The organism is Imperialibacter sp., assembly GCF_040222385.1.
Lineage (GTDB): Bacteria > Bacteroidota > Bacteroidia > Cytophagales > Cyclobacteriaceae > Imperialibacter.
On record NZ_JAVKDF010000010.1, the window covers coordinates 14,524 to 40,281 of the forward strand.

The 25,758-nt window shown below is 45.3% G+C and carries 20 protein-coding genes; 5 read left to right on the top strand and 15 right to left on the bottom strand.

Annotated elements, in window-relative coordinates:
- Positions 1 to 35: 35 nt before the first annotated feature.
- Positions 36 to 860: a prohibitin family protein gene (locus RIG68_RS01480; protein WP_151998666.1), complete on the bottom strand. Its 825-nt coding sequence runs from the start codon at positions 858 to 860 to the stop codon at positions 36 to 38.
- 306 nt (positions 861 to 1,166) lie between these two features.
- On the opposite strand from RIG68_RS01480, the gene RIG68_RS01485 reads away from it, so the two are divergent.
- On the top strand, positions 1,167 to 2,018 hold the full coding sequence (locus RIG68_RS01485; RefSeq protein ID WP_350117981.1) for a glycoside hydrolase family 16 protein: 852 nt from the start codon (positions 1,167 to 1,169) through the stop codon (positions 2,016 to 2,018).
- Between the two features lie 53 nt (positions 2,019 to 2,071).
- Here RIG68_RS01485 and RIG68_RS01490 read toward each other — a convergent pair whose 3' ends face one another.
- A complete protein-coding gene (locus RIG68_RS01490) occupies positions 2,072 to 2,656 on the bottom strand; it encodes a hypothetical protein (RefSeq protein WP_350117983.1) in 585 nt (194 codons plus the stop codon).
- A 332-nt stretch (positions 2,657 to 2,988) separates the two neighbouring features.
- On the opposite strand from RIG68_RS01490, the gene RIG68_RS01495 reads away from it, so the two are divergent.
- Both RIG68_RS01495 and RIG68_RS01500 read left to right on the top strand, forming a co-directional pair.
- Positions 2,989 to 4,356, top strand: coding sequence for a sensor histidine kinase (locus RIG68_RS01495; protein WP_350117985.1), 1,368 nt, complete (start codon positions 2,989 to 2,991; stop codon positions 4,354 to 4,356).
- 157 nt (positions 4,357 to 4,513) lie between these two features.
- Positions 4,514 to 7,435, top strand: coding sequence for a CHAT domain-containing protein (locus RIG68_RS01500; protein ID WP_350117987.1), 2,922 nt, complete (start codon positions 4,514 to 4,516; stop codon positions 7,433 to 7,435).
- On the opposite strand, the gene RIG68_RS01505 is transcribed toward RIG68_RS01500, so the two are convergent.
- The 8 genes from RIG68_RS01505 to RIG68_RS01540 all read right to left on the bottom strand — a co-directional run bounded on the left by RIG68_RS01505 (position 7,436) and on the right by RIG68_RS01540 (position 18,464).
- A complete protein-coding gene (locus tag RIG68_RS01505) occupies positions 7,436 to 9,766 on the bottom strand; it encodes an OmpA family protein (protein ID WP_350117989.1) in 2,331 nt (776 codons plus the stop codon).
- A 3-nt stretch (positions 9,767 to 9,769) separates the two neighbouring features.
- On the bottom strand, positions 9,770 to 10,813 hold the full coding sequence (locus tag RIG68_RS01510) for a PorP/SprF family type IX secretion system membrane protein (RefSeq protein ID WP_350117991.1): 1,044 nt from the start codon (positions 10,811 to 10,813) through the stop codon (positions 9,770 to 9,772).
- A complete protein-coding gene (locus tag RIG68_RS01515; RefSeq protein WP_350117993.1) occupies positions 10,810 to 12,012 on the bottom strand; it encodes a hypothetical protein in 1,203 nt (400 codons plus the stop codon). Before RIG68_RS01515 ends, RIG68_RS01510 begins: the two co-directional genes overlap by 4 nt.
- A gap of 2 nt (positions 12,013 to 12,014) precedes the next feature.
- Positions 12,015 to 14,282, bottom strand: a complete 2,268-nt coding sequence (locus RIG68_RS01520; RefSeq protein ID WP_350117995.1) for a phage tail-like protein — start codon at positions 14,280 to 14,282, stop codon at positions 12,015 to 12,017.
- Positions 14,283 to 14,565: 283 nt separating this feature from the next.
- Positions 14,566 to 15,135, bottom strand: coding sequence for a hypothetical protein (locus RIG68_RS01525; protein WP_350117997.1), 570 nt, complete (start codon positions 15,133 to 15,135; stop codon positions 14,566 to 14,568).
- 220 nt (positions 15,136 to 15,355) lie between these two features.
- Positions 15,356 to 16,546 (bottom strand): DUF1501 domain-containing protein, encoded by a 1,191-nt coding sequence (locus RIG68_RS01530; protein ID WP_350117999.1) that lies wholly within the window; start codon positions 16,544 to 16,546, stop codon positions 15,356 to 15,358.
- Between the two features lie 5 nt (positions 16,547 to 16,551).
- Entirely contained in the window at positions 16,552 to 17,904 is a 1,353-nt protein-coding gene (locus tag RIG68_RS01535) for a DUF1800 domain-containing protein (RefSeq protein WP_350118001.1), read from the bottom strand.
- 95 nt (positions 17,905 to 17,999) lie between these two features.
- Positions 18,000 to 18,464, bottom strand: coding sequence for a VOC family protein (locus RIG68_RS01540; protein WP_350118003.1), 465 nt, complete (start codon positions 18,462 to 18,464; stop codon positions 18,000 to 18,002).
- A gap of 239 nt (positions 18,465 to 18,703) precedes the next feature.
- Here RIG68_RS01540 and RIG68_RS01545 point away from each other — a divergent pair, with 239 nt between their 5' ends.
- Positions 18,704 to 19,042 (top strand): ABC transporter permease, encoded by a 339-nt coding sequence (locus RIG68_RS01545; RefSeq protein ID WP_350118005.1) that lies wholly within the window; start codon positions 18,704 to 18,706, stop codon positions 19,040 to 19,042.
- Positions 19,043 to 19,083: 41 nt separating this feature from the next.
- Here the strand turns inward: RIG68_RS01545 and RIG68_RS01550 are convergent, their stop codons facing one another.
- Positions 19,084 to 20,316, bottom strand: coding sequence for a serine hydrolase domain-containing protein (locus RIG68_RS01550; protein ID WP_350118006.1), 1,233 nt, complete (start codon positions 20,314 to 20,316; stop codon positions 19,084 to 19,086).
- Positions 20,317 to 20,557: 241 nt separating this feature from the next.
- Positions 20,558 to 20,998 (bottom strand): peptidylprolyl isomerase, encoded by a 441-nt coding sequence (locus RIG68_RS01555; RefSeq protein ID WP_350118008.1) that lies wholly within the window; start codon positions 20,996 to 20,998, stop codon positions 20,558 to 20,560.
- Positions 20,999 to 21,093: 95 nt separating this feature from the next.
- Here RIG68_RS01555 and RIG68_RS01560 point away from each other — a divergent pair, with 95 nt between their 5' ends.
- Positions 21,094 to 22,239, top strand: coding sequence for a carboxypeptidase-like regulatory domain-containing protein (locus RIG68_RS01560; RefSeq protein ID WP_350118009.1), 1,146 nt, complete (start codon positions 21,094 to 21,096; stop codon positions 22,237 to 22,239).
- Here RIG68_RS01560 and RIG68_RS01565 read toward each other — a convergent pair.
- The 3 genes from RIG68_RS01565 to RIG68_RS01575 all read right to left on the bottom strand — a co-directional run bounded on the left by RIG68_RS01565 (position 22,236) and on the right by RIG68_RS01575 (position 25,672).
- Positions 22,236 to 22,586, bottom strand: a complete 351-nt coding sequence (locus RIG68_RS01565) for an arsenate reductase family protein (RefSeq protein WP_350118011.1) — start codon at positions 22,584 to 22,586, stop codon at positions 22,236 to 22,238. The two genes, RIG68_RS01560 and RIG68_RS01565, sit on opposite strands and share 4 nt — an antisense overlap.
- A gap of 282 nt (positions 22,587 to 22,868) precedes the next feature.
- Positions 22,869 to 23,075 (bottom strand): hypothetical protein, encoded by a 207-nt coding sequence (locus tag RIG68_RS01570; protein ID WP_350118013.1) that lies wholly within the window; start codon positions 23,073 to 23,075, stop codon positions 22,869 to 22,871.
- A gap of 173 nt (positions 23,076 to 23,248) precedes the next feature.
- A complete protein-coding gene (locus RIG68_RS01575; protein WP_350118015.1) occupies positions 23,249 to 25,672 on the bottom strand; it encodes an ABC transporter permease in 2,424 nt (807 codons plus the stop codon).
- Positions 25,673 to 25,758 lie beyond the last annotated feature (86 nt).

The following is a 25,758-nucleotide window of genomic DNA, read 5'->3' on the forward strand; positions in this document are numbered from 1 at the left end:
CCCTAAAATATGTAAAATTATTGGATCAGGAAAGATCAATTATTTCCCAAAATAAGAGGGAGTCCGTCCTTTGCACTGCCAATAACTACAATTTTTGCGTTTGGCGAGTTGGCTAATTGTTGAGTGGCTTCAATGCCTCTCATCTTAAGCAACTCGTCCGTCAAACTGCTGTTAATAATTTTGTTAGCGGCAGCTTCGCCTTCTGCACCAATTCGTTTACGTTCTGCCTCACTTTTTTCTCTGTCGAGTCTGAACTGATAGGCCAGTGCTTCCTGTTCTTGCTTCAGCTTATTTTCGATAGCAAGCCCTATTTGCTCCGGCAGTTTGATCGACCGGATAAGTAGTGCTCTCATTTGAATATAGTTTCCTTCAGCACCTAATACCGCTTCTGTTTCAGTTTTGATAGCGCCTTCTACCTCTGGCCTTTTGGTTGAGTAAATCTCTTCAGCCGAGAACCTGCCCATTACCTGACGAACGGTAGACCGCACCTCTGGCACAACCAGTCTGTTGACATAGTCTTGCTGGAAAGTCTCTTGTATATACCCGATTTTGTCGAACATTGGGTGAAATCTCACCGAGATATCGACGCTGATAGACAAACCGTTTCTGTCAAGCACATCGAGTGTTTCTTCCACTTGATTTTCGGTTACGTCATATACGAACAACTCATTGTAGGGTGCTTTCACATGGAAGCCTGGCATTTGAATATTTTCCTTGTCCATTCCTTTTCCAAATTTGTAAAAAAGAACTGCTCTTTCTCCTGGGCGTATTGTATAAAAAATACTTGATGAAAGATAGATGAGAAGAATGACTGCGATAAGTAAGACAACGATGACGGGGACAAAACGACGATTTTCCATGGTTTGTGATACTCTTTAAATGTTATGCTTGATGAATTTTACCGAAAGGTAGGCAACTATATATCAATACACGTTTTATTACAATAAAATTCTGTTTGCTTCAAATAATTTGAGTGGTCATAAAAGATCATTCTGGATAAAATGAAAAATTTGTTTGCAAAAGGCCTTCCTTCATTATATCAAACTTCAGTTGAATCACGGAAAAGATAGCTGTAATATCTGACATTGAAAATGATAGTTGTTCGTTTTAGTTAACTTTCAATTACATTTAATGTTTGTGGAAAATCATCAAAGCATTTTTTTCGGATGAAGAGTAAATGGAGGTTCATAGTTGGTGCGGTGGCAGCCGCCGTCAGTTTGGTTGGGTATTGTGCCGATGCGCAGCGTTACAGGCTTGCGTGGTCCGATGAATTCGATTATAAGGGGTTGCCGGACAGCACTAAATGGACCTACGATGTTGGGGATGGGTGCCCTGTGTTCTGCGGATGGGGAGGCTCTGAAGAACAATATTACACCTACAAGCGAACCAACAATGCGAGAGTTGAGTCAGGCTATCTCGTAATTGAAGCACATCAGGAAAAATTTGGAGACGCTGACTACACGTCGGCCAGGGTAGTTACCCGTGGAAAGAACGAGTGGCTCTATGGAAAAATTGAGGTGAGGGCACGGCTCCCGGGTGGCTCTGGCACTAGTCCTGCCATATGGATGCTCCCTTACTTCGACGACAGACCTGTGAAGTTACCTGAGGACGGGCAGTTGGACATCATGGTACATACAGGTGCTGAGCTGGACGTGATACACGGGATGGTTCACACTTCGGCTTATAATTTGTCTCTTGGTACCGAAAGAATGGGGCACATACAGCTAAGCTCGGTCGATAAGAGATTTCATACTTTCTCTATAGAGTGGACTCCCACCAAAATCGAATGGTTTGTTGATGGGAAGAAGTACCACAAAGTGGTGGATGACGGTACAGGAAAAGATGGCTGGCCATTTTTTAACCCATTTTACCTTATTCTCAATTTGTCTGTAAGCCAGGGGCAGGGGCTAAAGTCTACTAACTGGCCTCAACGAATGGAAGTTGATTTTGTTAGGGTATATCAGCGAAAGCCTAAGAAACGTCCTCAGGGCGATGAGTTCATGGATGAAGGCTTTTGATGAAGTATAGCCATTTATGTCAACATCACCCTATGTAAGAACCATACTGTTTGTTATTCTCTAGGAGGACTAAGCATAATATGTGCTCTGTGAGTGCCAGGGTTCATGATCCATGGCTGCCCTGCAAATTCGGGTTTTGTTGGAAGGCCGGTTGACTCAGAAGTTTCAAAAGGAACATACACCACATATCTTAAGTAGCCATTAACCACCTCACCGGAAGCCCAGGTAACATCGCCATCCTCAGCATTGTAAACATAGAGTGTACTGCCCCTGGGAATATTTATTTTCCCAGCTTTTGTTTCAGTTTCTCTGATGTCGAATATTTCCTGCGAGGTTTTGCCTTCCTTTTTTAATTCTCTGCCTCTCGCCATAAACGGATCGAGGTCCTTTTGATAACACGCCACATTGAAGCCTTTTGAATTGGGGTCGTCGGCGAGGCAAATTAGCCCATTTGTTCCCTCACGCAGGGTGATGAACTCTCCTGCACTATCGTACCCGTAAATTTTGGCTCCGTCCTTAAGCTCCGTTGGTGCGGCAAGCAAGGCTGTTTTCATTTGAATATCTGATGAGGGAACGTCCTGACCAAAGCCACTGACGTAAGTAAGAAGTAAAAGACCAACAAGTGTAATCGTCTTCATAATTTTGATTTTTAGAGGATGCACAACCCTGGCGTAGGAGGAGTATGCCTGCTCATTCACTAGCCGCCAGGGGTTTAGTTAGGTGAATTTAGAAAAAACTTAGGTTATTATTGGCCTTGCTGGTTGTATTGTTTGTCGAAACACAATTCGTAATAAGGCCTCTAAGCAGTGTTGGGAGACTATCGGAGTTTTCATTTGTCGAATTTGGGATACGCTTAGGCATCTTCCGGTCTTGCCATTCGTTAATTTCGTTGTACAATTAACTCCTTCCATCAATCTGAGTGAGGTTTTTTTATATTCAAAAATTCGCTTTTAGAAAGTAAAAACGTTGCATGAGTATTTGGTCAAAGTATAAGGAGTTGGTAGCGTCAAGGCTATCAAATGGGTCTGTTCCTGATGTAAAGGGAGTTGACTACTGGCGTGATAAGCTGTTTCACGTTATAGTGGTTTACACATTGCCTGTGTGCATGATTGCCTATATACCAGCAATGATTCTATGCTACTACCTTGATCAGCCCTATATAGCATTTTATGACAGCCTGGCTGTAGTGTTAGTTGTGCTCGTTACATTTTCCAAGAAACTAAGTCTGCGTTGGAGAAAGCTCTTGTTTGTGGGCACAATGTACCTATTGTCAATTGCCCTGTTGTTCTATATGGGTGTATACGGGCCTGGTCTTTTGTATCTGCTGTCTACAGTGATTTTTGTAAGTCTAATATATTCCAGCAAATTGGCATATTGGTGCATTGTAGTCAACACCACTGTCTGCTTGCTGTTTGCTCTTGCTATGCATCTGGAGGTGATGGACTCCGCTATGGTTAATATTTACACGCCAGAGGCCTGGTTGGCAGTGGCGTCAAATCAGGTATTGCTGAGTATCTTGTTTGCAGCCTCCATTCAGATATTAACTTCAGGGTTTAGCCAAACACTGGAGAAGGAGAGCTCGCTTAAGGAAAATATCAAAAATGAGGTGGTTGAGTCAGAAAGGCTTGTCAAAGAACTGAAAATCAAAAATGAGGAAATGGAGCAGTTTACCTACATTGCTTCACACGACCTTCAGGAGCCTCTCAATACCATACTGGGAATCACCGAAATACTCAAGTTGCCGAGTTCGAAGAAAGGAGACAGAGACTTTGAAAAAAGCCTGGATTACATTTCTTTTTCTGTCGAACGATTGAAGACATTAATCAAAGGGCTTTTGGACTATTCCCGCATAGGAAGGCTATTGTCAGTGGAAGAAGTGAGGTGCGAAGAGGTCATAAAAAATGTTGCTGGTGACCTACACTCGGCGATTTCGGAAAGTGGCGCCAAGGTTGAGATTGATGAATCAATAAGGCGGATGGATTCTGTAGCAGTTTTTCCGCTGGACTTCAATCAGTTGTTTCAAAATCTGATCAGCAATGCTATCAAATTTAGAAGCATAAACGTAAAACCAGTCATAGAAGTGTCAGTCAAAGAACGGGGTGATTTTTTTGAATTTTTAGTGAGAGACAACGGCATTGGCATAGACAAGGATAGCCTCGACAAGATATTTATCATTTTTAAAAGAGCGCATAGTGATACTTCTTATCAGGGTACCGGAATTGGATTGGCATTCTGCAAAAAGATAGTGGAACTCCACGGCGGAAAAATCTGGGTAGAATCGTCAGCCGGCCGTGGGAGTAGTTTCTACTTCACAATCTCCAGGCACCTGGCAAAATAATCACTAAACTACCTTAAAGTTATTTTTTGAAGTATTTCTCTTTTGGATCAACCGTAGGCAGACCGCCCATCCTTTTTATATAAATATTTGAAGGAAATTTTACGTTTTACCAATCCGCAACTACTAGTTTCGTGCGTATATAGGATTGAATCCTATTATGAGTAAACTACTTTTCCATCTTTTCTGGTTTGCATTTTTTTTAACTCCAGCGCTGGCTATTTCTCAAGATTGCCTGGAACAGTTGGATAGTGCTAATTACTACTCAAAAGTAGATAGGGTAAGGGCCTTGTACTTTGCTGATCAACTCATCGCAAAGCTCGACTCCGGACTTTGTCGGAGGGAGGTGGGGTACGCAGAGGCATACAATAATATTGGCCTTGTTTACCTGGGCTTTGCAGAGCACAACAGAGCCATCAGAGCTATTCAAAATAGCTTGAAGGAAGAAGTAGCGCAATACGACAGCCTGAGCCCGGGGCTTATCAAAATTTGTTTGAACCTATCAACGGCTTATCAGAACAACAGCGACTACCTGGCAGCTGAATCGTATCTGCTTTGGGCAGATTCGCTTGTGCGGAGAAACTATTCCGAACAAAGCCCTGTTTACCTCGACGCCACCTATAAAAACGGACTCTTTTATATGGAGGTTGGCCAATATGAAAAGAGCCGGCTTCAGTTTGAGCGGGCACTTAAGTTGACATCACAGTATTTTTCTGAAAATGACTCCATCAAGGGAGCTCTGCTGACTGAGTATGGCACGCTGCTGAGAGACATGGGCGACTTTGAGGAGGGCGAAATAGCATTGAACCAGGCTATAGAAGCGCTGAAGGGAAAAAATGAGGTCATGCACCTAAGGGCTTTGGACAGGCTGGCGGCGATAAAGCTTGATAGGGGTGAGTTTTCTGCCTCGGAAAGTCAACTATTGAGCAACCTGCAGCTAAAGAAGGAACGCTATCCCTCAGACTCACTGATTAGAATCGAAACACTCAATAGCCTGGCAGTATTGTACTTTAAAGTCAATGACCTTATTACCTCAGAGGCATATTTTGAAGACTTATTGAACTATGCAGGTAGCCGGACTGAAATTTCGCCCTACATTACCAATAACATTGGGGCTATTTATTCGAAGAGGAAAGACTACAAACAGGCTTTTACCATGTTTCAGGAGAGTGCTGTAGCGATGCGGGAGCTCTATGGCGGCGTTCACCCCGATTATGCTAACGTGCTGAGCAATTTGGCTAATTGCCAAAAGAGCCTGGGAGACATTAACAGTGCCCTCAATATGTATATGAGGGTGCTTGACCTGGACAAGACTATTTATGGACCGGAAAACCCCAGGTATGCCACAACACTTAACAATATAGCTCTGATTTATCAGGCGTTTGGGTATGTAGAATTGTCTGAGAAGCTTTTGCTGCAAGCGTTGAATATCAGGAAGGAAAAGCTGGGGGAGAAACACCCGATGTATGCAAAGAGCCTCAACGACCTCGGGGTTCACTTTTTGAATAAAGGCGACACACTTCAGGCTCTCGGGCATTTCGACGAAGCGCTAAAAACAGAAATTCACCATATGCAATCGGTGTTTCCTGTACTCACTGATCAACAAAGGCAGCTATTTTTTGAGGACACCAAGTTTAACCTGGAACGTTTTGCGAGTATTTCTTTCGGGAAAAGATATTTTGAAACAGAGTGGACGGAAAAGGTATACAACTACTATTTGAATACAAAATCAGTGTTGTTTTATGCGGCCGACAAGATGCGGACTACGATGTTGGAGAACCCTGATCCGGTCGTGAAAAACAGCTTTATCAAGTGGAGAGAAGCAAAGTACATGCTGGCTCAAAGCTATCTTCTCTCTGAACATGAACTGGCACTGAGAGGAATCAACATTGCAAGCCTTGAAGAACAGTGCAACAACCTGGAGAAAAAAATGGCGCTTCTTTCGTCAACGTTCTCCTCTCAGAGTGAGCTCTCTTTCTACAGCTGGCAAGATGTAGAGAAGAATATTGCAGATAGCGCTGTTTTAGTAGAGGTGATTGAATTCAGGAACTACTCACTCAAGCTGGGTAAATTTGGTGCGGAACAGGGTTTTGACGACCAAAGCAGCTACGTGGTGTTCATTCTCCAGGGAGGCTCTAACCAACTGAAAAGGATCAAGCTTGATGGCAGTGAGCAGCTGGTGGATCAGTATAGTTTCTATAAAAATTCCCTCAGATATGGCCTTGAAGATGCATCTTCCTATAATGTATTCTGGAAAAAAATTGACACTGAACTTAGAACAGACAAGAAGGTTTATTATGCTCCGGATGGCATCTATCACAAATTGAATCCTGCCATTTTGTACGATTCAGCTACACAGCAATACGTGTCGGACAAGTATAAGCTAGTGCATATTACCAGCGGCAAGGATTTTATTCAGGAAGGCAAGGTGGCCGCCAATAAAATGAACACAGCCGCAATCTTTGGCAATCCTGACTTCACAACACTGAATTTGACTTCACCACTCAACCCACTGCCAGAAGCGGAAAGGGAGGCTGATGATGTAACCGAGATTCTACAGACAGGAAAGTGGAAAGTTTCGGACTTCTATTACCTGAGTGCCACAGAAAGTAACCTCAAGCTTAATCAGGATCCTGGCATACTTCACCTGGCGACTCATGGCTATTTTGAGGAAGGCAGCAAGCGGCAAAGTGCACTGCTTAACTCTGGTGTGTATCTGGCCAAAGATAAGAGTACCGAGGACGATGGTATATTGACTGCCTATGAAGCAATGAACCTTAAGCTTGATCAAACCAGGCTTGTCGTCCTGTCGGCTTGCGAAACGGCACTCGGAGCGGTTAAGAATGGGGAGGGTGTTTACGGCTTACAGCGGGCTTTTTTAGTGGCGGGGGCAAGCAATCTTATTATTTCTCTGGTAAAGGTGAACGACACGGCCACGAAAAACTTCATGAACATGTTTTATTCAGAATTTGTGAAAGAACATTCCATCGAGGACTCTTTTTTCACAGCAAGACAGCGTTTTAAGGAACAATACCCTGACCCATTTACCTGGGGTGCTTTTATTCTCGTAGCGAAGAAGTAACTACAACATCACTATTATTTCGTCGCCTGGTTTCAAGTCTTCTTCGAGCTGATTTATTTCGTATATGAGCTCTTCAATGGTTTTGAATTTCCTGGCGATCGATTCAAGCGACTCCCCAGGTTTTACTGTGTACAGAAAGAAATTATCATCTATATCTTTTTGATTGATCAGGTTGCGCATGCTTGGTGTTCTGTGCTCGGCGTCAAAAACTCTCAGCGTATGGCCTTCAGCCAGGTCACGATTGTCGATACCATTCCATTCTTTGAGCTTGTTTGGTGCAATGCCCAAATTTTGCGCCGCCGACTTAAGGTCCAGCGCCCTCATTACCAGAAACGTTTCGGGCTTATTATAGGCGACCTGAGCTTCTGTATGGATGATAATTTGAGCCCGCCGGTTAAAGAACCGTGCATACCAGGAGTCATTTTCTGAAATCGGCTCCTCTTCCCCGAAAGCGAATACCCTCATTTTGGCTTCGGATATCCCTTTCGATAGCAGGTATTTCATGATGGAAACGCCCCTTTTTTCGCTCAATGTCCTATTATAATCCTTGTCGCCTCGGCTATCGGCATGTGTTTGAATGTCAATCAGCGCAATATTGCTTTCTTCAAACTGCCTCACCAGGTCATCGAGTGCCACAAAAGTCTCGCTTCTTAAATACGAGCTCCCATAGTTAAAATAGACTTTTTCGTAAGCATACTCATAAAAGCTCCCCGCAGTATCTACTTCATTCCCTACTGCCCGCTGCTTGCTTGTCGTAGTAATGGTGTATTTGTTTGAGATACTGTCGGGAGATAGTAAGTATGCAAAACGACCAGACTGGTTGGCAAGTGTCAGAATATCAGTCCGGGAGTCAATCGTCAACCTGACAAGTTCCCCGGGCAGTACATCGGCACCATGTATATTGATAAGCTCCGTTGTTGTATTGAAAGTTGGCGGGTCGGAGTCTCTCCCTGTTGGAAAAAAGATATCGTATCCCTGGTAGTCGTCCATTCGGAAAGTGTAGAGATCCAGTGAAGACGCCGTGTAGTACTGAAAGTCGATAATGGCATCGTTGGTCATGATATACTCAAAAAACTCCTTGAGGTTGCCGTAAGGAAAGGTCATGACGTCAAGTTCGTTGCCATCTCTGTTTGATGAGAGATAGCCGTTTTTTCCCAGGAATAGATAGGTGTCGTCCAGGGTGCTATTAAAGGGAACCCCCAGGTTAAATACTTTGGGTTCGAAAAATGACAGCTGCTTAGCCAGGTACAGATCAAAACCACCGTAACCCGCCAGGCCGTTGGAGGCGAACGTCAGGCAGCTGTAGGCAGGGGAGTAGAAGGGCGTTATTTCGTCGCCCTGCGTGTTGATTCTTTCTCCGAGGTTGATAGCCGTTGTCCATCTGACGCTGTCAATGCGAAGACTCATCCAAATGTCGAGCCCGCCCTGTCCTCCGGGTCTGTTGGAAGAAAAAAAGATGGTGTCGGCACTCGCCGTTACAAACGGATGCTTTACATCAGTGCCAGGCATGTTGATAGTAGTGTCAAGCTGGGCAGGCTCCGCCCAGTTTTTCCCGTCCCAGGTGGTGACAAGCACTTTGCAGGTGCTTTCTTTGTTGCAATCACTATAGTAAAACGTACGTCCGTCGGCTGTAAACGAGCCCGTGCCCTGCGACCATCGGGTGTTGAGCTTTTTGAAAAATGAGGTCTCTTTCCATTTGTTATTGTTGGTTTTGCCGTACGACATAAGGCTTGGCAGGTAATCACCAAACTTAGGGTCGTAGTATTGGAGAGCGTGTACTTTTCTGGTCGTGGACATCATCAGGTTGCCATTAATAGGCCACTCGATAACCCCAAGATCGTTTTGATCTGAATTAACGTCCGTTAGAGAAGTGAGTTTATACTTGGGTTTCGCTCGCTGTAATCTCATACCCAGTTCACAACCAGCCTTCTGGAACTTAACCAGCGACAAAAGTTTTTGCTGGCTGGCTGGTTCAAGTTGGAGGAAAGTGCTAAAAATGGAGTCTGCAGCCTTAAAGTCCCCTTTTATCTTTGTCAGGAACCCATGGTAGTAAATGGAGGACGGTTGATGTGGGCCGGATATCAAACTCAGCGCACTGAATTTCTCTTCCGCCGTGTTGTAGTTGGTGCTCTTTAAGTAACTAAACGCCTGCCTGTATCTCGACTCAAGGTCGCTGGGAGAAAGTGAGATCACTTTCTCGTAAAACTCAGCAGCTTCCAGATATCTTTCTGCACCGTAGTATTCGTCGGCCACCTTTCTGAGTTTCTCAACCGACTGGCCTGAGGCGTGTAAAGAAAATGCCATCAGCAACAAAACCCAGACAACTTTCATATGTTAGAAGATAGGGCTATTAACCTTGAAAGGATTGTTGCGGAAGTTAAAATCATACCCCAAAGATATTTCAAATGATGGAGCAATTTGTCCATAAATCTCATTACTGCCATAAGTATTGGTGTTGAGATCATAACTAGCACCTACAGTAAAATCGTTGATTTTCATGCCTCCCAACACAATAAAGGAATCGAGAAGCCGGTACCACGTGCCCACCTGAAGTGTGAGCGCAACATCTGACATGGTGCTATTGATCTGATGCGAGAGATAAGTGCCGAGGTTTACCTGATAACTTTGAGACGAAAAAACCGTCAGCAAGGAAGGGTGAATAAAAGTTTTCGGTGCCAGGATGAACTTTGCGTTCGATACCAGCTTGAACATGATAGGATTGTCGGTAAGATAAAGCCCTCCAAAGCGGCTTTTTGGCGTGTTAAGGTTGTCGGCGGAGAGCCCTACCGTAAACGACCTGTCTCTGAACATCGCATTAGGGTTGTCGATGGCAGAGTACAGCACGCCAAAGTTGAAGACAGGGTGGTAGGAGGAGAGCTTGCCAATGTCCTCTGGATTTTGTGAATTATCGAAGCCGATATAGGGATTATACTGTGAGCCCCATTGAAGTCCATTCAGGCTGATTCGTGTTTGCGTAACGCCACCCTGTAGGCCAAATATTAAGGTGTTGTTCCGTAATCGCTTTAGCTTGAGTGCATAGGCGCCCGTAAGTAATATTTTTTGTGTAGAGAAGGCACCCTGAATGCCCTGGGTTTCCTTAAAGAAAGTAAGACCCGCACCACCAACCTGAAATTTCCTGCTTGTATTTTGAAAAACAGGGTAGGAGACAGTGGCCTGACTGAGGTCATGAAGGGAACCGTCTCCTGCTAGTTTGCTTTTATTGAAGTTGACTCTGGCTGAAAGGTAAGGATTGGTTCCGGCAAACGCTGGGTTAACAAAAATAGCGCTTGAGTAAAACTGCGAAAACTGTCCGCCCTGAGCACTAGTGTACCCAATGCAGAGGAGCAGAATAAGGCCGGTGAGGATGCTTTTTTTCATCGCAGTAAAATGAATGATCCTTTTTTGCTGAATGTTCCCTGCGTCGTAACCACCTGAACGGAATAATAGTAAACGCCTTCTGAGGCTGCGGCACCACCGTTTGTAGTCCCGTCCCAACCCAACTCATCAAGCTCTGCTTCGGTTTGATTGACGTTGTACATTTCTACATTGTACCCGTCCCAGATCGCCATTGTGAATTTTTCAACAGGGATCCCTGCAAGAAATGGCCTGAAAAGCCTGTTTTCTTCCAGAACAGCACGAGGGGCAAAGATGTTAGGTACGAAAAAAGCAGGCCCTGAGCTCAAGGGCATTCTGCCAAGGCTGACGTACTTAGGCTCGTTTCGCAGCACCAGGGTTTTGGCAGAGGTTAGCATGCCGTAAGTCAGCGAATCGGTATCTGTGAGTGAACCGATGCCCAGCTGTAAATACTTCCCCTCTTCAGCATCTAAATGAGCTATTACCGGCCCATACCTGTGAGCCCGTATAGTTTGGGGGTTCACCAGCGAATTTAGTTCGAAGCCGTCAAAGTTAACCTCCACAGTGGTGGCCAGATTTTCTTCGCTCTCTTTGGTAACTATCCACTGCGCTTCATCCGCCAGGCCGATCAATGAATCACCGGGTACCAAAAGGGAAGCGTCAGGAATAGTGATTTCAACAGCGATTTTATCTCCCTGCGATGTTTGAAGGAGAGAGACACTGTTGAAATAACCATTAAGCCCCATTGGATAGTAGAGCACATTTCCGGTCGATGTTTGACTTATTTCCCCCTCAATATAGCTTTCCGCCGAACCGCCAGCGATCTGCCCACTGCTCACATGCACCTTTGTGGCTTGTGGGTAAAGGTAGCCTTTGCTCATATCCAGTATACCGGATACTTCTAGCGTATTGGCGATCAAAAACAAGCTACCCTGCTTCAACAGGGTGAGGTTATTGGCGAACAGTGCAGTGCCAGTCAGCTTTTGGTCGATGACTCCGGCAAACTCCATGGAGCCAACTGAGGTATTTGCGTTGAAGTCGACATCTTTGTTTAAAACCAACGTGCCTCTGTTATCAAGGGAACCTTCAAAATTCGCTTCGTTGCTGAAAAACACCTTCGCATTGCCTTCTATATACATAGAGGCATTGGGCTGTAGCGTAAACGGCTGAGCCAGGCATTGCACGCCTGCAAAAAGGATCGATATGAAGAAAAGAATACGCATCTCTATTCCTGACTGGGAGTAGCAGCTTTTGCGGTAGTGGTGGATTGGATGAGAAGATCCAGTTTTGCTTCGAGGGTTTTGAACCGCTCGTCGTTGGAGGATAGTTGGGCCTTCATTTCCTCAACTTCTGTCTTCAGGTCAGAAACCCTGGCGTGTTCTTCTTTTAGAGCTTCTATGAGGATGGGGATGAGGCCCTGGTAATTGACACTATAATATCCGTTGGCTCCCATTACAGCCAAGTCTGGAAATAACTCCAGGAGCTCTTGTGCTATGAGGCCGTGGTGAAGAACACTGTCCTGTTGGTCTATATAATGATAGGTATATCCATTTACCTCAACAAGCCTGTCCAGAACCCCTGCGATTCTGCTGACGTCTTTTTTCAATCTAACGTCACTCGCACTGAAGGAGAGTACCCGGCCTTTTGCATCTACTTGTATCTGAGCCGTGATCAAAGTACTGTAAGTGCCTGCAGTTATGACATTTTGCATTTGTAGCTGATCTGACACTATTTGAAGGCCAGAGGCGCCGGCAAGGTTGACGTCTAACGCAGCACCACCACCACCCACCAGCCCGTTTCCAGCAACTGCTGTATTCAAATCCAGAATATTCACTGCTCCATCCTGAATCTGGGCACTACCCACGTCGTCCGCTGACGCAAGGGCGCCAAGTGGCATCCAACTGGCGTTTGCTCCATTTGTTGTAAGATAATAGCCTGCCAGAGGAGCTGACTGGGCTGGTAATACGCCTAGAGGTGCAAGATCTACAGTGGTGCCTGATCCGGTCAATGACAGCACAGTTCCTGATAGTCCGAGCGTTTGGAATTCATTGGTAGCATCGGCATCTGCATCGTTTACATTATCAGTGCCAGCTCCCCAATCTGAACCATTCCATTTTAACACCTGTCCAACACTGGATGGAGCAGTCGATCCCAGAGCAAACGAGCCACCACTTGTAAGACTAACTGTATTTCCGCTTTTGGAAATAGTTTGCTGGTAAGGGCTTAAGTCAATGTTTGTGGCCGATCCGTTGTTGGTGATTGTTAGTGTATTTGAAGTTAGATTTAGGTCCTGAATTTCATTGGTTGTGCTAAAGTCTGCATCATTGATCGACACAGTACCACCGCTGTTAGATAGTGTGATGTCGCTTCCAGACAGCGATAGTGTTTGCAGTTCATTGGAAGTGCTATTATCGGCATCATCTACATTGTCTGCAGCCGACGTCCAGTTTGTTCCATTGTACTTTAACACCTGTCCGGAGGAAGGCGCTGCTGCTGCCAGATTGAACCCGGTACCACCTCCACTAATAGCCACAGCATTGCCTGAAATGGATACATCCTGGATTTCATTGGTTGTGCTGAAGTCTGCATCATTGATCGACACAGTACCACCGCTGTTAGATAGTGTGATGTCGCTTCCAGAGAGTGACAACGTTTGCAACTCATTGGTGATACTATTATCAGCATCGTCCACATCATCTCCGTCTGCCAAATCTCCAGGCACATTCCCAAGATCACCAAAATCACCGCTAAAAAGTGCAGGTAGGTTCGTCAGGCTGTTGTAGTCGCCATCAAAATCGTCGGTGGCGTCGGTGTCCAGATTCACCGGCACATTCCCAAGATCACCAAAATCACCACTAAAAAGCGTTGGAAGGTTCGTTAGGCTTTTGTAATCGCCATCAAAATCGTCTGTCACATCAGTATCATAGTTAGATAAGTCAACCACGGCTGATGTGGGGTCGTTTGTTAGTTTGAGCTCCCCGCCGCTGAATTCCAGCGATTGAAGTTCATTTTCAGGGTCGGCGTCGTTGGTGTTGATAAGGGTGCTTAAATCAACTGTGTTGCCACGGTCGATGGACAGGTTGGTGCCCTCAAAGGTAAGGTTCTGTTTATCAGTGTCAATACCCACCAGGTCAACTTCATTGGCACCCGACACTTTAAGTAAGCTTCCATCAAGAGAAAGTGTCTGAAGATTTTGCGATACGAGCAATTTATTCCATGCCGATCCGTTCCAGTAGTAGAACAACCCTTCGGTGTCGTCAAACACCATTAGCCCTTTTTCCGAGGCTTGCAATTGCATAGCTAGTCGCTGGGAGGTGGTAAGGCGGGGGATGAGAAGGCCCTGGTTATTGTCGGGTGAAACGAGCTGAAGGACTGCGTTTGGATTGGGAGTGGCCGTATTGATGCCAACAGAATTGCCCTGGGAAAATGCGTCGGTAGACAGGGCTATAACAATGAGCCCGGCGAGGCCCAAATAGTGACTAAAACGGTACATAAGCTCAAAGGTTGGTACAGAAAACTATTTCAATGTAACCGAAATTGTGATATTTTAATAGAGCTGGTCTGATAAAATTACGAGATGCACATAATTTCATACAAAATAACCCCTTTCCAATGTTATAAATTATAACATACTTGGACTATTTAGGGATTTTGAAAAATGGCTCTGAAATTCGGTATACCCCGTTTTAGACTATCTACGAAGAATAAGCGGATACTGGATGTACCCCTGGCGTAGTGTTATTTACCTAATTATTTTTTTGACCCTGTTTTTGCTGTTATTTCGGGCGAAAAATAAAGTCAACCTCATAATTCCGGTCGCTTCTAAGCACAAAACCATTGAAGGTGCACTGTGAGTTGCCACTCACATTGGAGACCTCAAAGAACCCTTCAATAACAATTTCCTTTTTGCTTCTGTATTCAATAGGGAAGAAGTATTGAAGTCTGTTATTCCTACTTCCAAACCACAGCCTGTCTGACTCTGCTGTAAAAATGGCTTGCAATACATCTGTAGTTTGTTCCTGAAACTCATACTTGCTGCAACCCCTGCATTTCAAATAGCGGGATACAAGAATGGTTCTTTCGTATAAGCTGTCTTTCGAAAAGGTCAGCTCAAAGTTTACCTCCAGCCGGCCGGAGTCACCTGCGCTGTAGTTGAACTCCGGTATATCCTGATTGAATAAACAATCCCAATTGAAAATGGTAGTCTCCTCTCCCTCAAACACGTATTTGTTTGACACCCAGGTGTGAGCGGAAAGTAGTTCATGAGGTGTAATGATAGTGTCTTCCTTGCTACAGCTGAGCAACGGAAGCAAGAAAACCAGTAGCCAGCGTGTGCGTTTGAACATAGTATATTGAATCTTGTGAGACGAAGCAAAGTAACCTTTACAAACCTGTGTGCTTGGTGAGAAATTTGAATCGTTCGATAAAGTACCTTTTTTTATCAATAAATGTTGTGACAACGTATGACACAGGCTGGTTGCATATCTTTAGCAATATTTACCCTGGTAGCCAAAGTTTCCGTTGCCGTTCAAATTCTACATTATCATGCCGTCACTTGGACAGTAATCACAAAAAATACAAAGGATCAAATGAGCTACCAATAATTGATTCATGTTTCACATTCAAATGCTTGCTCAGCAGGGTAGAGTAGATAGCTCTGAAATCAATCTCATAAATTAAATCCCCATTCTCGTCGAGATTTGAAAGGTCGGGCATGGTATTGACCAGGCCTTGTCGTTTAAGATTGTCTCCAATGACAAAGGCCACATTTGCAGTGCCATGATCCGTCCCCTCACTGGCATTTTCTTGCACTCGCCTGCCAAACTCAGAAAACGTGAAAATCACGGTCTCCTTGAATTTGCCGTTTTTAGTTAAATCATTTACGAATGATTCGACGGCATCGGCGTAAATACTTAGACGAGTCTCTTGAGTTTTGCTCTGATTTTGGTGAGAATCGAAACCACCCAATGAAGCATAATAGATCGACGTTTCGGATCCCCCAATAATTAAATCGGCAATCAGTTTTAGATCTCGTCCCAAACTAGTGCCGGGATACTCCCTGCCGCTTGGAGATTGATCCATCTTTCCTTTGAGGTAAGCTATAGAAGAGTGGGTGTCTGCAATTGTCTTATACAGGTAGCCAAGGTTGCCTTCAGACAACATTTCTTTACCATCTCCTGCAAAATTCTTTGACAATGAATTATAGATTTGACTATTCATTGATCCGAGTGAACTCCCGGTGGCAAATCCATTTACCTTCTCTCCTTTTAATGCAAATGAAAGGCTTGAGGTTGCCTCTACGGCACCGTGGGGAGGGTAGCACTGAGCGTCAAGATACCTGCCTATCCATCCTGACGACAGATATTGATCCGAGTCAGAGGCGGAATGCCAGATGTCCATCGACCGAAAGTGTGACCTGTTTGGATTGGGGTAGCCAACAGAGTTGATTATCGCCAGATGGCCCTGGTCATAAAGTCGCTTAAATGGCATGAGGCCACGATTTAATCCAATTTCATCATTTAGAAGAATAAGGTCACTTTTTGGCAAGCCTATCTTTGCCCGGTTTTGATAGTACAAGTCATTATTGAACGGCACGAGGGTGTTGAGGCCGTCATTTCCTCCTGATAGCTGAATAATAACAAGGTTTCGGCCTTCGAACGTAATTGACCCACTACTTTCGAAGGGTTTAAGGAAAAGCGGGACGAATGCAGCTGATGTCGCAAATGATGTCCTCTTTATAAACTGTCTTCTTTTCATGCTTTCTAATAAGTTTGGTATTCGGGTAGACTTAGAACAGCCAGCGTAAATTCCTCAATTGAGTCGGTCTCGTTAAAGGAGTATTCATAGTTCTGAAGTGTCAAAGGGTTGCTTTGCAATAAAAGGCTTAGAATTTCAACATGAGGAAGCTTTTTCACATCTTTTTTAAAGAAATCCCAATCTACAGAGGAAAAGAGGTTTCGTTTGGAAGGGTCGCTTTCTAAGAAAGTGTCTTCGTCGCCATCAGTATCTTCCCAATCCAGACTGCCATCGTTCAATATCAATGATGGGAGTCTAAGTCGGTGAGCAAGAGTGGAGTTGTCAATCCAGGTTCTCCCTCCAGGCCATCCTGCTACATTTGGTGGATAGAATAGTGTTTGATTTAAAGCTTTTTGAGCCCTTAGAAGGCCGTCTTTCCTGGTGTAGCTAACTTTAAAGGATCTGCTTAGCCCTACTATTAAGTCGATAGGTGATTTGATATTGCAGCCGATGTTATTTTGGGAGTAAAACCAATCTGACATAAAAACGAACTCCATAAGCTCCGAAATATTGTAGTCCCGCCGGAATACATCGGCCATTAGTTCCACAAGCTTATCGTCCACTTGCTCATTAACAAATGACTTATAAATCTTTTGGCAAATGAAGATACTCGTTTCCTTTTGTTCAAGGATTATATCAATTATGCCATCTCCATCAAGGTTGCCGGTAACCCCCTTGAAGGTTTTTTGAGAATTGTCATGTTGTTTTGTGTTGATAAAAAAGTCACCATCTTTATTGGTCTTCCAGCCAGTAAAAGCCTTTGCTACTTCTTTGATGTCCTCCTCCGTGTAATTGCCTATACCAAGAGTAAACAACTCTAAGAGTTCTCTGGCAAAATTTTCATTGGGATTTTCCTTTTTGTTTCGATTAGTATTAAGAAACTGCATCATCGCCGGCGACTTGGAAACCTCCCTCAGAAGGGTGTCAAAGTTCCCAACTGCATTCTTTCGTATGGTATTAACCAGGTCTTTCAGGTAATGTGTGTTTCCAATATTGCAAGCAAAATGTCCGTGCCAAAAGAGTGACATTTTCTCATTCAGAACATAGTCTGAAGAGATGATCTCAGTGAGCCAGTCAAAGTTTAGGTACTGTTTCTGTTGTTGCTTAATTCTGGAGGGGCTGATTTTTTTCGGAGGTATTTCATCCTTAACGAATTCCTCACTGCGCAGCTGCAATTGAGTCACCTCTCTTGGTTTTAGCAGTTGCTTGACGAGGCGGGCTCTTCCCCGTTTAGTAGCTCTTTTTAGTTCCCTGTTGGAAATACCAAAGCCAGCTCTCCAATAAAGATGTTTAACTTGTTGTTGCGTCATTCTACCCATAAAAGTAAAATTTTCATGCCTGGTTTGATGATCAGTCCAAGCAACAACTCGGACAAATAGCTTGCCAGTTGGGGTCAGGAGTCGCCAATTATTAACTATTTCGTATTCGCATCGTTAATCTCTACCCAATACCCATCGGGGTCTACGATGTATATTTGACTGGCGCCATCAATGCGAACATTAGACTCGCCAGGCTTTCCCTGCCAGCTCTCAAATGGGATGCCCACTTCGTTCAAATGCTTCATATAGGGCTTTATATCTGTTGTATGCAGACAGATGTGCATGTTTTTTTCCATCTGTATTTTGCTGTTATCGCCTTGAATGATGTGAAGCTCTTGCCTATTGCCCAGGTAGAACCAACGGTGTCTGCCATCCTTGATAGGACAATCCATTTCTTTCAGACCAAGGGCCTTCATATAAAATTCAGCACTAACGTTCATGTCTTTGACGTAAAGGGCATAATGATCGAACGACAGGGGTGGCAACTTCTGAGCGGACTGGGCAAAGCTGCCAGCGCAGAAAATAAGTGACACAGCGAGAATGGAGAAAATGTGTTTCATGTTAAGTGTTTGTTTAAGATCTGTTTTATTGTGGCGTGTTCGTCTGGCTTGCTAAAGAAATATAAGCCACATTCCGGTAATTCCCTGGGCTCTTTCTTTCTTTAATCGACTGTTCATCACTTGACCAAAGCAAATTAATTTCAGGAACGACCTGAACTACAAGCTAGCACTTTTATTGTTTTTATGACAGAAAAGAAGGTTTTAACCGGGCCCTGCATTACTGGAACAGTTGCTCGTCGGTGTTCTGGAAATTAGTGCTGAGTGATACACCCTGCAAGGTAAGACGGAGAAACAGGGAAATCTGCATCAGAAAGATACTCGGAGCCACCGCTTCAGGTATTCTCGTCTTTTTCTCACCGTCTTACATAGCGCTTATAGCCTGGGCGTTGCTGTCGATTCCTGTTGCGAACTACCTCCTGACCGAGTGGCTTGGCAGCTTCGCCTATCGCATTGAGGTAGGCTGGTGGATGCTGACGTTACCGTTGGTTGCGCTTGCGGGAATTTGTGCAGCGGTTATCAGCATCCAGCCGATGAAGGCCACAAGGGTAAATCCGGTGGAAGCGCTTAGGTGTGAGTGAAGGGCTTGATCTGTAGATCGCCCATCTCTGATTTTGGCTACTCACTTCCCCATACTCTTCAACACCCTCGCCACAATCCCATCCATGCTACTGCTGTTTATCCAGCGGGCAACGATAACGAGGTCGTTTTCCTGATCTACATACACCATGTTGGCACCAGCGCCTAAGTGATAAAAGGCAGTGGCTGGAGCACTTGGCAAAGGCTTTTGCTCGGTATTCAGGAAGAAATTCATAAAGCCGTACGTGGTCTGCACGGGCGTAGGCGTTCTGGCCATTCGTAACCATTTTTCGGAGATCAATTGCTGGTCATTCCAGTTTCCATTGCGCAAAGTGAGGTAGCCAAAGCGGGCCTGGTCATAGGCGTTGATGAACATACCACCACCCCAGTGCGAGCCACCGCTGACGGACTGCACGGGCTTGCCATCAAGCACAATCCACGAGTTTTCGTAGCCCAGCCAGCGCCAGGTAGGAGAGGCCCCAATGGGATCCATGATGTTTTCTCTGAGTACTTCTGGTAGCGGCTTTCTCCAAACATTGAGGATGCACAATGCCAGTAGGTTCACTCTTGTGTCGTTGTATTTGTAAAAGCTCCCTGGCTCGTTTCTTTCTCTGCCAATCCATCCCTCAGTGTCACGGGGTGGCCTGTCGGCCCAGTCGGGTTTGCCCCAGAGGGTGCCTTCCCAGTCGCTGGTTTGGCGCAGCATGTGGTCCCAGGTGATTTTGCGGTTGTGCTCAGAGGCAAACAGCTCCAGCACGTCCGGCTCTTCAAACGACTCCGCTTTGTTGAGCGACATCCGGGCAGGTTCATAAGGAATCACAGGCCCGATGTAGGGATAAACCTTGTCGTTCACGTCTCTGATCATGCCTTTGTCGTAAGCGAGACCTACGGTCGTCGACAAAAAGCTCTTGGCCACGCTAAACGTTTGGTCCACCCGATCAGGATCGCCCCATTTAGCGATGATGTAGCCATTTTTGATCACCATGCCAGTAGCCGGGCCTCTTTCTTTCAGTGGGCCAATGGCGTCGCCAAAGGGTTCCTTCCCAAAGCTGAGGTAGTGGGCTTCTTTTAGATTTTTTGAAGCTTTTGACTCACTGGCAATGGCAAAGTCAACCGCTTCTTGTAGCAGCGCTGCATCCACACCCATCGCCGCCGGAGTACGTTCCTCCCAGCTACCTGCCGGAGGGAAGTAAGGCTTAGGCGCTTTGCCTTTTTGGCTGAATAATAGGGAAGGAGCGGCTGTTAATACAAAAAGGAGGAAAATCTTGAATTTCATAGTGCTTGGTAGGCTAAAAATGAAACTGGTGGTCAGTGATTCTTCGTTCAGACCAAATTTACAATTCAGTCACAAAAAAACATTGACCACCTGTCACAGAAAGAAATGAGATTTGAGAACTTGTCTACCTCCGACTGCCTTCCAACCTTTCCGGCGTCTGACGATTGCCAACACTAATGCCAGCGCTATCGTACCGACGCTGCTTCGGTCTCCCGTCTTCCAACTTCCGTCTTATTTCTCCCTACTCTTGCTCCACAATCACCACCTTCTCCATCACTTCACCCTCTCTGATCGCATCAATCACATCAAGGCCTTCGTATACTTTGCCGAAAACGGTGTGGTTTCTGTCGAGGTGGGCAGTGTTTTTGCGGCTATGGCAAATGAAGAATTGTGACCCGCCAGTGTTTCTGCCAGCGTGCGCCATGCTGAGTACACCACGGTCGTGGTATTGGTTTTCGCCGTCCAGCTCGCAAGGGATGGTGTAGCCAGGTCCACCAGCGCCAGTGCCTTTAGGACAGCCGCCTTGAATAACGAAATCAGGAATTACTCTGTGGAAGGTAAGCCCGTCGTAGAAGTTATGATTGGCCAGTTCTTTAAAGTTGGCTACTGCTTTTGGAGCGTCTTTTTCGAAGAACTTGATCTTCATAACGCCTTTCTTGGTGTGTATTTCGGCTATTTGCATGATGTTAGTTGATATTTTAGTGTAAATTAAGCGAAGACAGCCTGTTGGTTGTTATACCTATTTCGGCCTGCAAAACACACAAAAGTAGTATTTGTATGCAACTGATCCCTGCATTATTATCAAAACGATTTCTTTTTGCCGTTTTTTTTCTGGCGTGCTCATTAACAGTTAAGGCTCAAACAGGATCGTTGTCTGGGAGGGTGGTCGATGCGAGTACCGAAGAGCCGTTGCCGTTTGCCAATGTTTTTATCAGTAGCACGACTTTGGGCTCCACCACAGCGCTGGATGGCTCGTTCCTGATTGAGAGAGTTCCTTTCGGATCGGTGCAACTGGTTGTTTCATACGTGGGCTATAAGCACCAAAAATTCAATTTTGATTTTACAGAAAGCTCCAACCTGAGCACTGCCATAGCACTCGAGCCAGCTTTAGAAAAGCTATCCGCCATTGAGGTTGCTTCGAAGAAGGACAAAAAATGGGAAAGAAATCTATCGAAGTTTACCAAAGTGTTTCTCGGTGATACGGAATTTTCAAGGCGCTGCAAAATTCTGAACCCCTGGGTGCTTGAGTTTGCCGAAGACAAAGACAAGGGACTTGTAGCTACAGCAAACACTCCGGTGGAAATCGAGAACCACGCACTGGGCTACAAAGTGTTCTATCATTTACGGCTTTTCAATGCCAACTCGGCCTATTTCTTTTTTACAGGGGAAACCAGGTTCGAAGAAATGATCCCCGCAGATGAGCAGCAAAAGAGCCAGTGGATCAAAAATAGAGTCATCGCCTTTAAAGGGTCGACCAGGCATCTCTTTTTGGCCATACTTTATGAGTATATTCAACAGGGACAATTGCAACAGGAAGGATTTGCTTTGTTTCAGGAGAAGTTTCCAAGGGAGGGGCCTATTGTGCGGCATCCCGATCTTGCAAAAACAAAAAAGGAAATCCTGATTGACTACCCCAAGGAGAACTTGGTGGGAGCTTCATATCGGACAGGGCTTTACCGAATATTGCTCAATGGCAAAGTGGAGGTGCATTACAATAGGGAGCTGGGGGTGCCCAAAAACACGATTTACAATGACACATTGGTGGAGGTGTCGTGGCTGGAGGTGAAGGAAGGCTATGTAGATGTGACCAAAACAGGGCTTAACCAGCAGCCCGATCAGCTACTTGTGTCGGGCGCCATGAGTCAGGGATGGATCGCCATGATGCTGCCGAACGATTATGACCCTGCCAGTAATAATCCTTAGGAAATGGCTTCTTTTACCGCAGCCACATTTTTTGGCGAATTGCCAATGAAGATTTTTCCGTCAATGACAAAGACGGGTCGTTTTAGAAAAGTATACTCTTCAAGAATGTAATTTCTGTAGTCCTGCTCACCAAGGTTTTTGTCTTTCAGGCCAAGGGCTTTGTATTTCATGGCCACTCTTGAGAATAGCGCCTCGTATGAACCCGCCATCGCTTTCATCTCATCGATTTGTTGGGGAGTAATAGCCTCCTTTTTGATATCCTGATAAATAAACTCTTTGCCAATACCCAGCTCTTTGATAATGCGCTGGCAGGTGGAACAGGTGGAGAGGTGATATACTTTCTTCATGATGCAAAGAAAGAAAAATCTGCGAGATGTAATCCAGAAAAGATGATACTAGCCACTGATCTTGTACGTTTACTGTAAGACAAGTGACATTATGTGCTGCCTAAAAAAACCTCACTTCACAACGGTGTCAGGTACGGTAAAAATTACTTGGGATCACATTCCACCTATTACTTGGACTTCACCATCCGATAAGTGGATTCGCTGGAACAGCTTGGTAAAGACAGCCACAATCGTAAAGCTAGCCGACTAACACAACGATCTTAACCGACACAAGCAGAAGATTTAATCTTTACGAGAGCTACTGAATAGCCAGATACTGATGCCCGCCACGGTGATAAGGCTACCCACAGCAATGGCGAGATTAACGTTGCGCTGGGTGCGTCTTGCTTTCGTTAGATAGGAAGATCCAAGCCCCTTTTCTTCAATAAAATGCTCAATGCTTTTGAGCCTGCTCTCAATTTCTTCCTTCGCTTTCGTTGCTATATCCATGATTTTGTGGTTTAAATTATACTATTGACAACGGCTAGCAGTCGAAAATAGTTTAGATGTGGGGATTTCTGCGCCTAACGCCCTGGAGTACCATGCCTGCCTTTCCAGCAGTAATATGTGAAGGCACAGAACAACGCAAAGGTGGCTTTCAGCCTGCACAAATACCGAGAACCCTACTCTCGCCTTAGCCCCTCAACAGGGTTAGCCCTGGCCGACCGCAATGATTGGGCTCCCACAGTCAAAAGACCAAGTGCAAGCACCAGCACGCCTGGTAGCACAAAATAGAACCAATGGATGGACATCTGGTAGGCAAACTTGGACGTCCATTCCACAATGATGTAGTTAGCAAGGGGTACCGAGATGACAAAGGCGATAAGTATCAGCTTAACATAGTCCTTTGAAAACAACAACACTATGGTGGCTGAGCTCGCCCCCAGCACTTTTCTTATGCTGATCTCTTTGGCTTTGCGACTGGCGGTGAAGGCCGACAAACCGATAAGGCCCAGGATTGACACAATAATGCAGATGTAGGACAACGTTGAAATGAGTTTTAGTTGAATTTGATCGGCCCGGTATTGCTTGGCAAACTCCTGATCCAGAAAAGTGTACTCAAAAGGATGGTTGGGATCAAAGCCAGTCCAAATCTCCTCAATATCGGCAATTGTTGCCTTCATGTCTTCGCCCTTCATGCGTATGTGAATGCGACCACCATTGCTCTCGTCCAACACAATGAACAGAGGCTCAATTTTGTTGTGCAGCGATTCGAAATTAAAGTCCTTAACCACGCCAATCACCTGCCCGAGGTCCTCGCCGTGAAAGTACTTCACCTTTTTGCCCACTGCATTGTCTCCCCAACCCAATTCTCTGGCGCCTGTTTCGTTCACGATGAACTTCATTACGTACTCTGCCTCAGAATCTGGATTAAAATCACGACCGTCGACTACTTCTATGCCCATGGTTTCCAGGTAGTCGGGCCCCGACCAAATCATCGTCATGCTTTGCTGTGCCATGGCCGTGTCCTTTTCCACCCATACCACCTGACCTCCAAACCCCATGCCTGGCGTGCCATAGGAAGTAGCGGCGCTGATAATATTGGGGTTTTTCCTGAGCTCAGTTCTAATGGCATCCATGTGGTTGGCTGTAACGGTGTCTTTTACTTCTATCACCAGCACGTTGTCCTTTGCAAAACCGAGCTCCTTGTTTTGCATATACTCAATTTGCTTGTCCATAAGCACAGTGCAAATGATAACAAACAGCGATACCACAAACTGAAAGACAATGAGCCCTTTTCTTAGCAGAGTGCCGGACTTGTCGCCAGTGAAGGTTCCTTTGAGTGCCTGCACGACTGGTACGGAGGGGATGTATAGAGCGGGGTAGACCCCGGAAAGAACACCTACCAACAGGGTGATAATAAGCATTCCGAAGGTGAGGAATGGGTTGGAAAAGAAGTTGAGCGACAGGTTTTTGTCAATCCAGGAGTTGAAAGGTGTGAGTTCCAACACCACATACGAAAGCGCTATAGCTATCAACATAGCAATGAAAGCTATCAGAATTGCCTCCAGCATGACATTGCGGAAAAGCTCAGCTTTTGAAAACCCAAGCACTTTTCGGATGCCCATTTCGCCTGTTCTTACCACCGAGCGGGCAGTGGCCATGTTCATATAGTTAATGCAGGCCAAAAGGATAATAAAAATGCCCACTATGGCGAAGGTGTAAACATAGTTGATGTTGCCTACCGGCTCATCGCCGGAAAGGTCAGAATTGAAGTGGATATCGGCAATAGGCTGTAATTTGGGAGTAACCGTTCCGTTGATTCGCTTGGCAAAAAGGCCAAAGGTTTTCTCAAATATAGCCGGGAATTTGTCGTAGAATGTGTTGGGGTCATAGTCAAGGGGCATCAGAAGGTAGGTGTACCCATTGGGGTTCCAAAACCCTTCCGATTTGCGGGTAGCATCACCTTCTTCTATCCAATTTCGTGGAGCAATATGTGATAAGAGAATCTCGTATTTCAGGTGCGAATTGTCGGGAAGGTCAGAAATAACAGCAGTAACTTTACGTGTGTCTCCTTCCGGGAAAATCAGCAGTTTGCCAACAGCCTCTTCGTCTCCAAAATACTTTTGAGCAATGCTCTTTGTGATAACGACCTTTCCGGGTCCTTCCAGGCATGATTTTGGGTCGCCTTCCAAAAAAGTATGATCAAACAAGGAGAACATATTGCTATCAGCCCTCCAAATCTTATCCTCGTAAAATTGCTTATGCACCCCATCTTGCTCCTTGTACTCTACCATCGACTCATTATATCCCAGAAAGCGCACATACTCCAGCACTTCGGGGAGGTCAGCTTTGAGTATCGGAGCCAACTCTCTGGCAGTATTTGCCGTGTTGAAATCGGCACCGTCAGCTTTCAGGTGGTTCGTGAAGCGATAAATTTGCTTGTGTTTGGCAAAGTGTTGGTCGTAGGTGAGCTCTCCCTGCAGGAATAGCAGGAGTATGATGCCCACGGTGATACCCAGTGCCAGCCCGAGGATGTTGAGCACAGAGTAAACGCTGTCTTTTAGAAATAACCTGAGGGCAAAGATGAGGTGGTTGCGAAGCATGAGGTTGTATTTTGAATGTTACATCAAAAATAACGAATGGAGGCCTTCCACCACTGAAGCTTGCAGCAAGAGGTAGACTGAGTGCA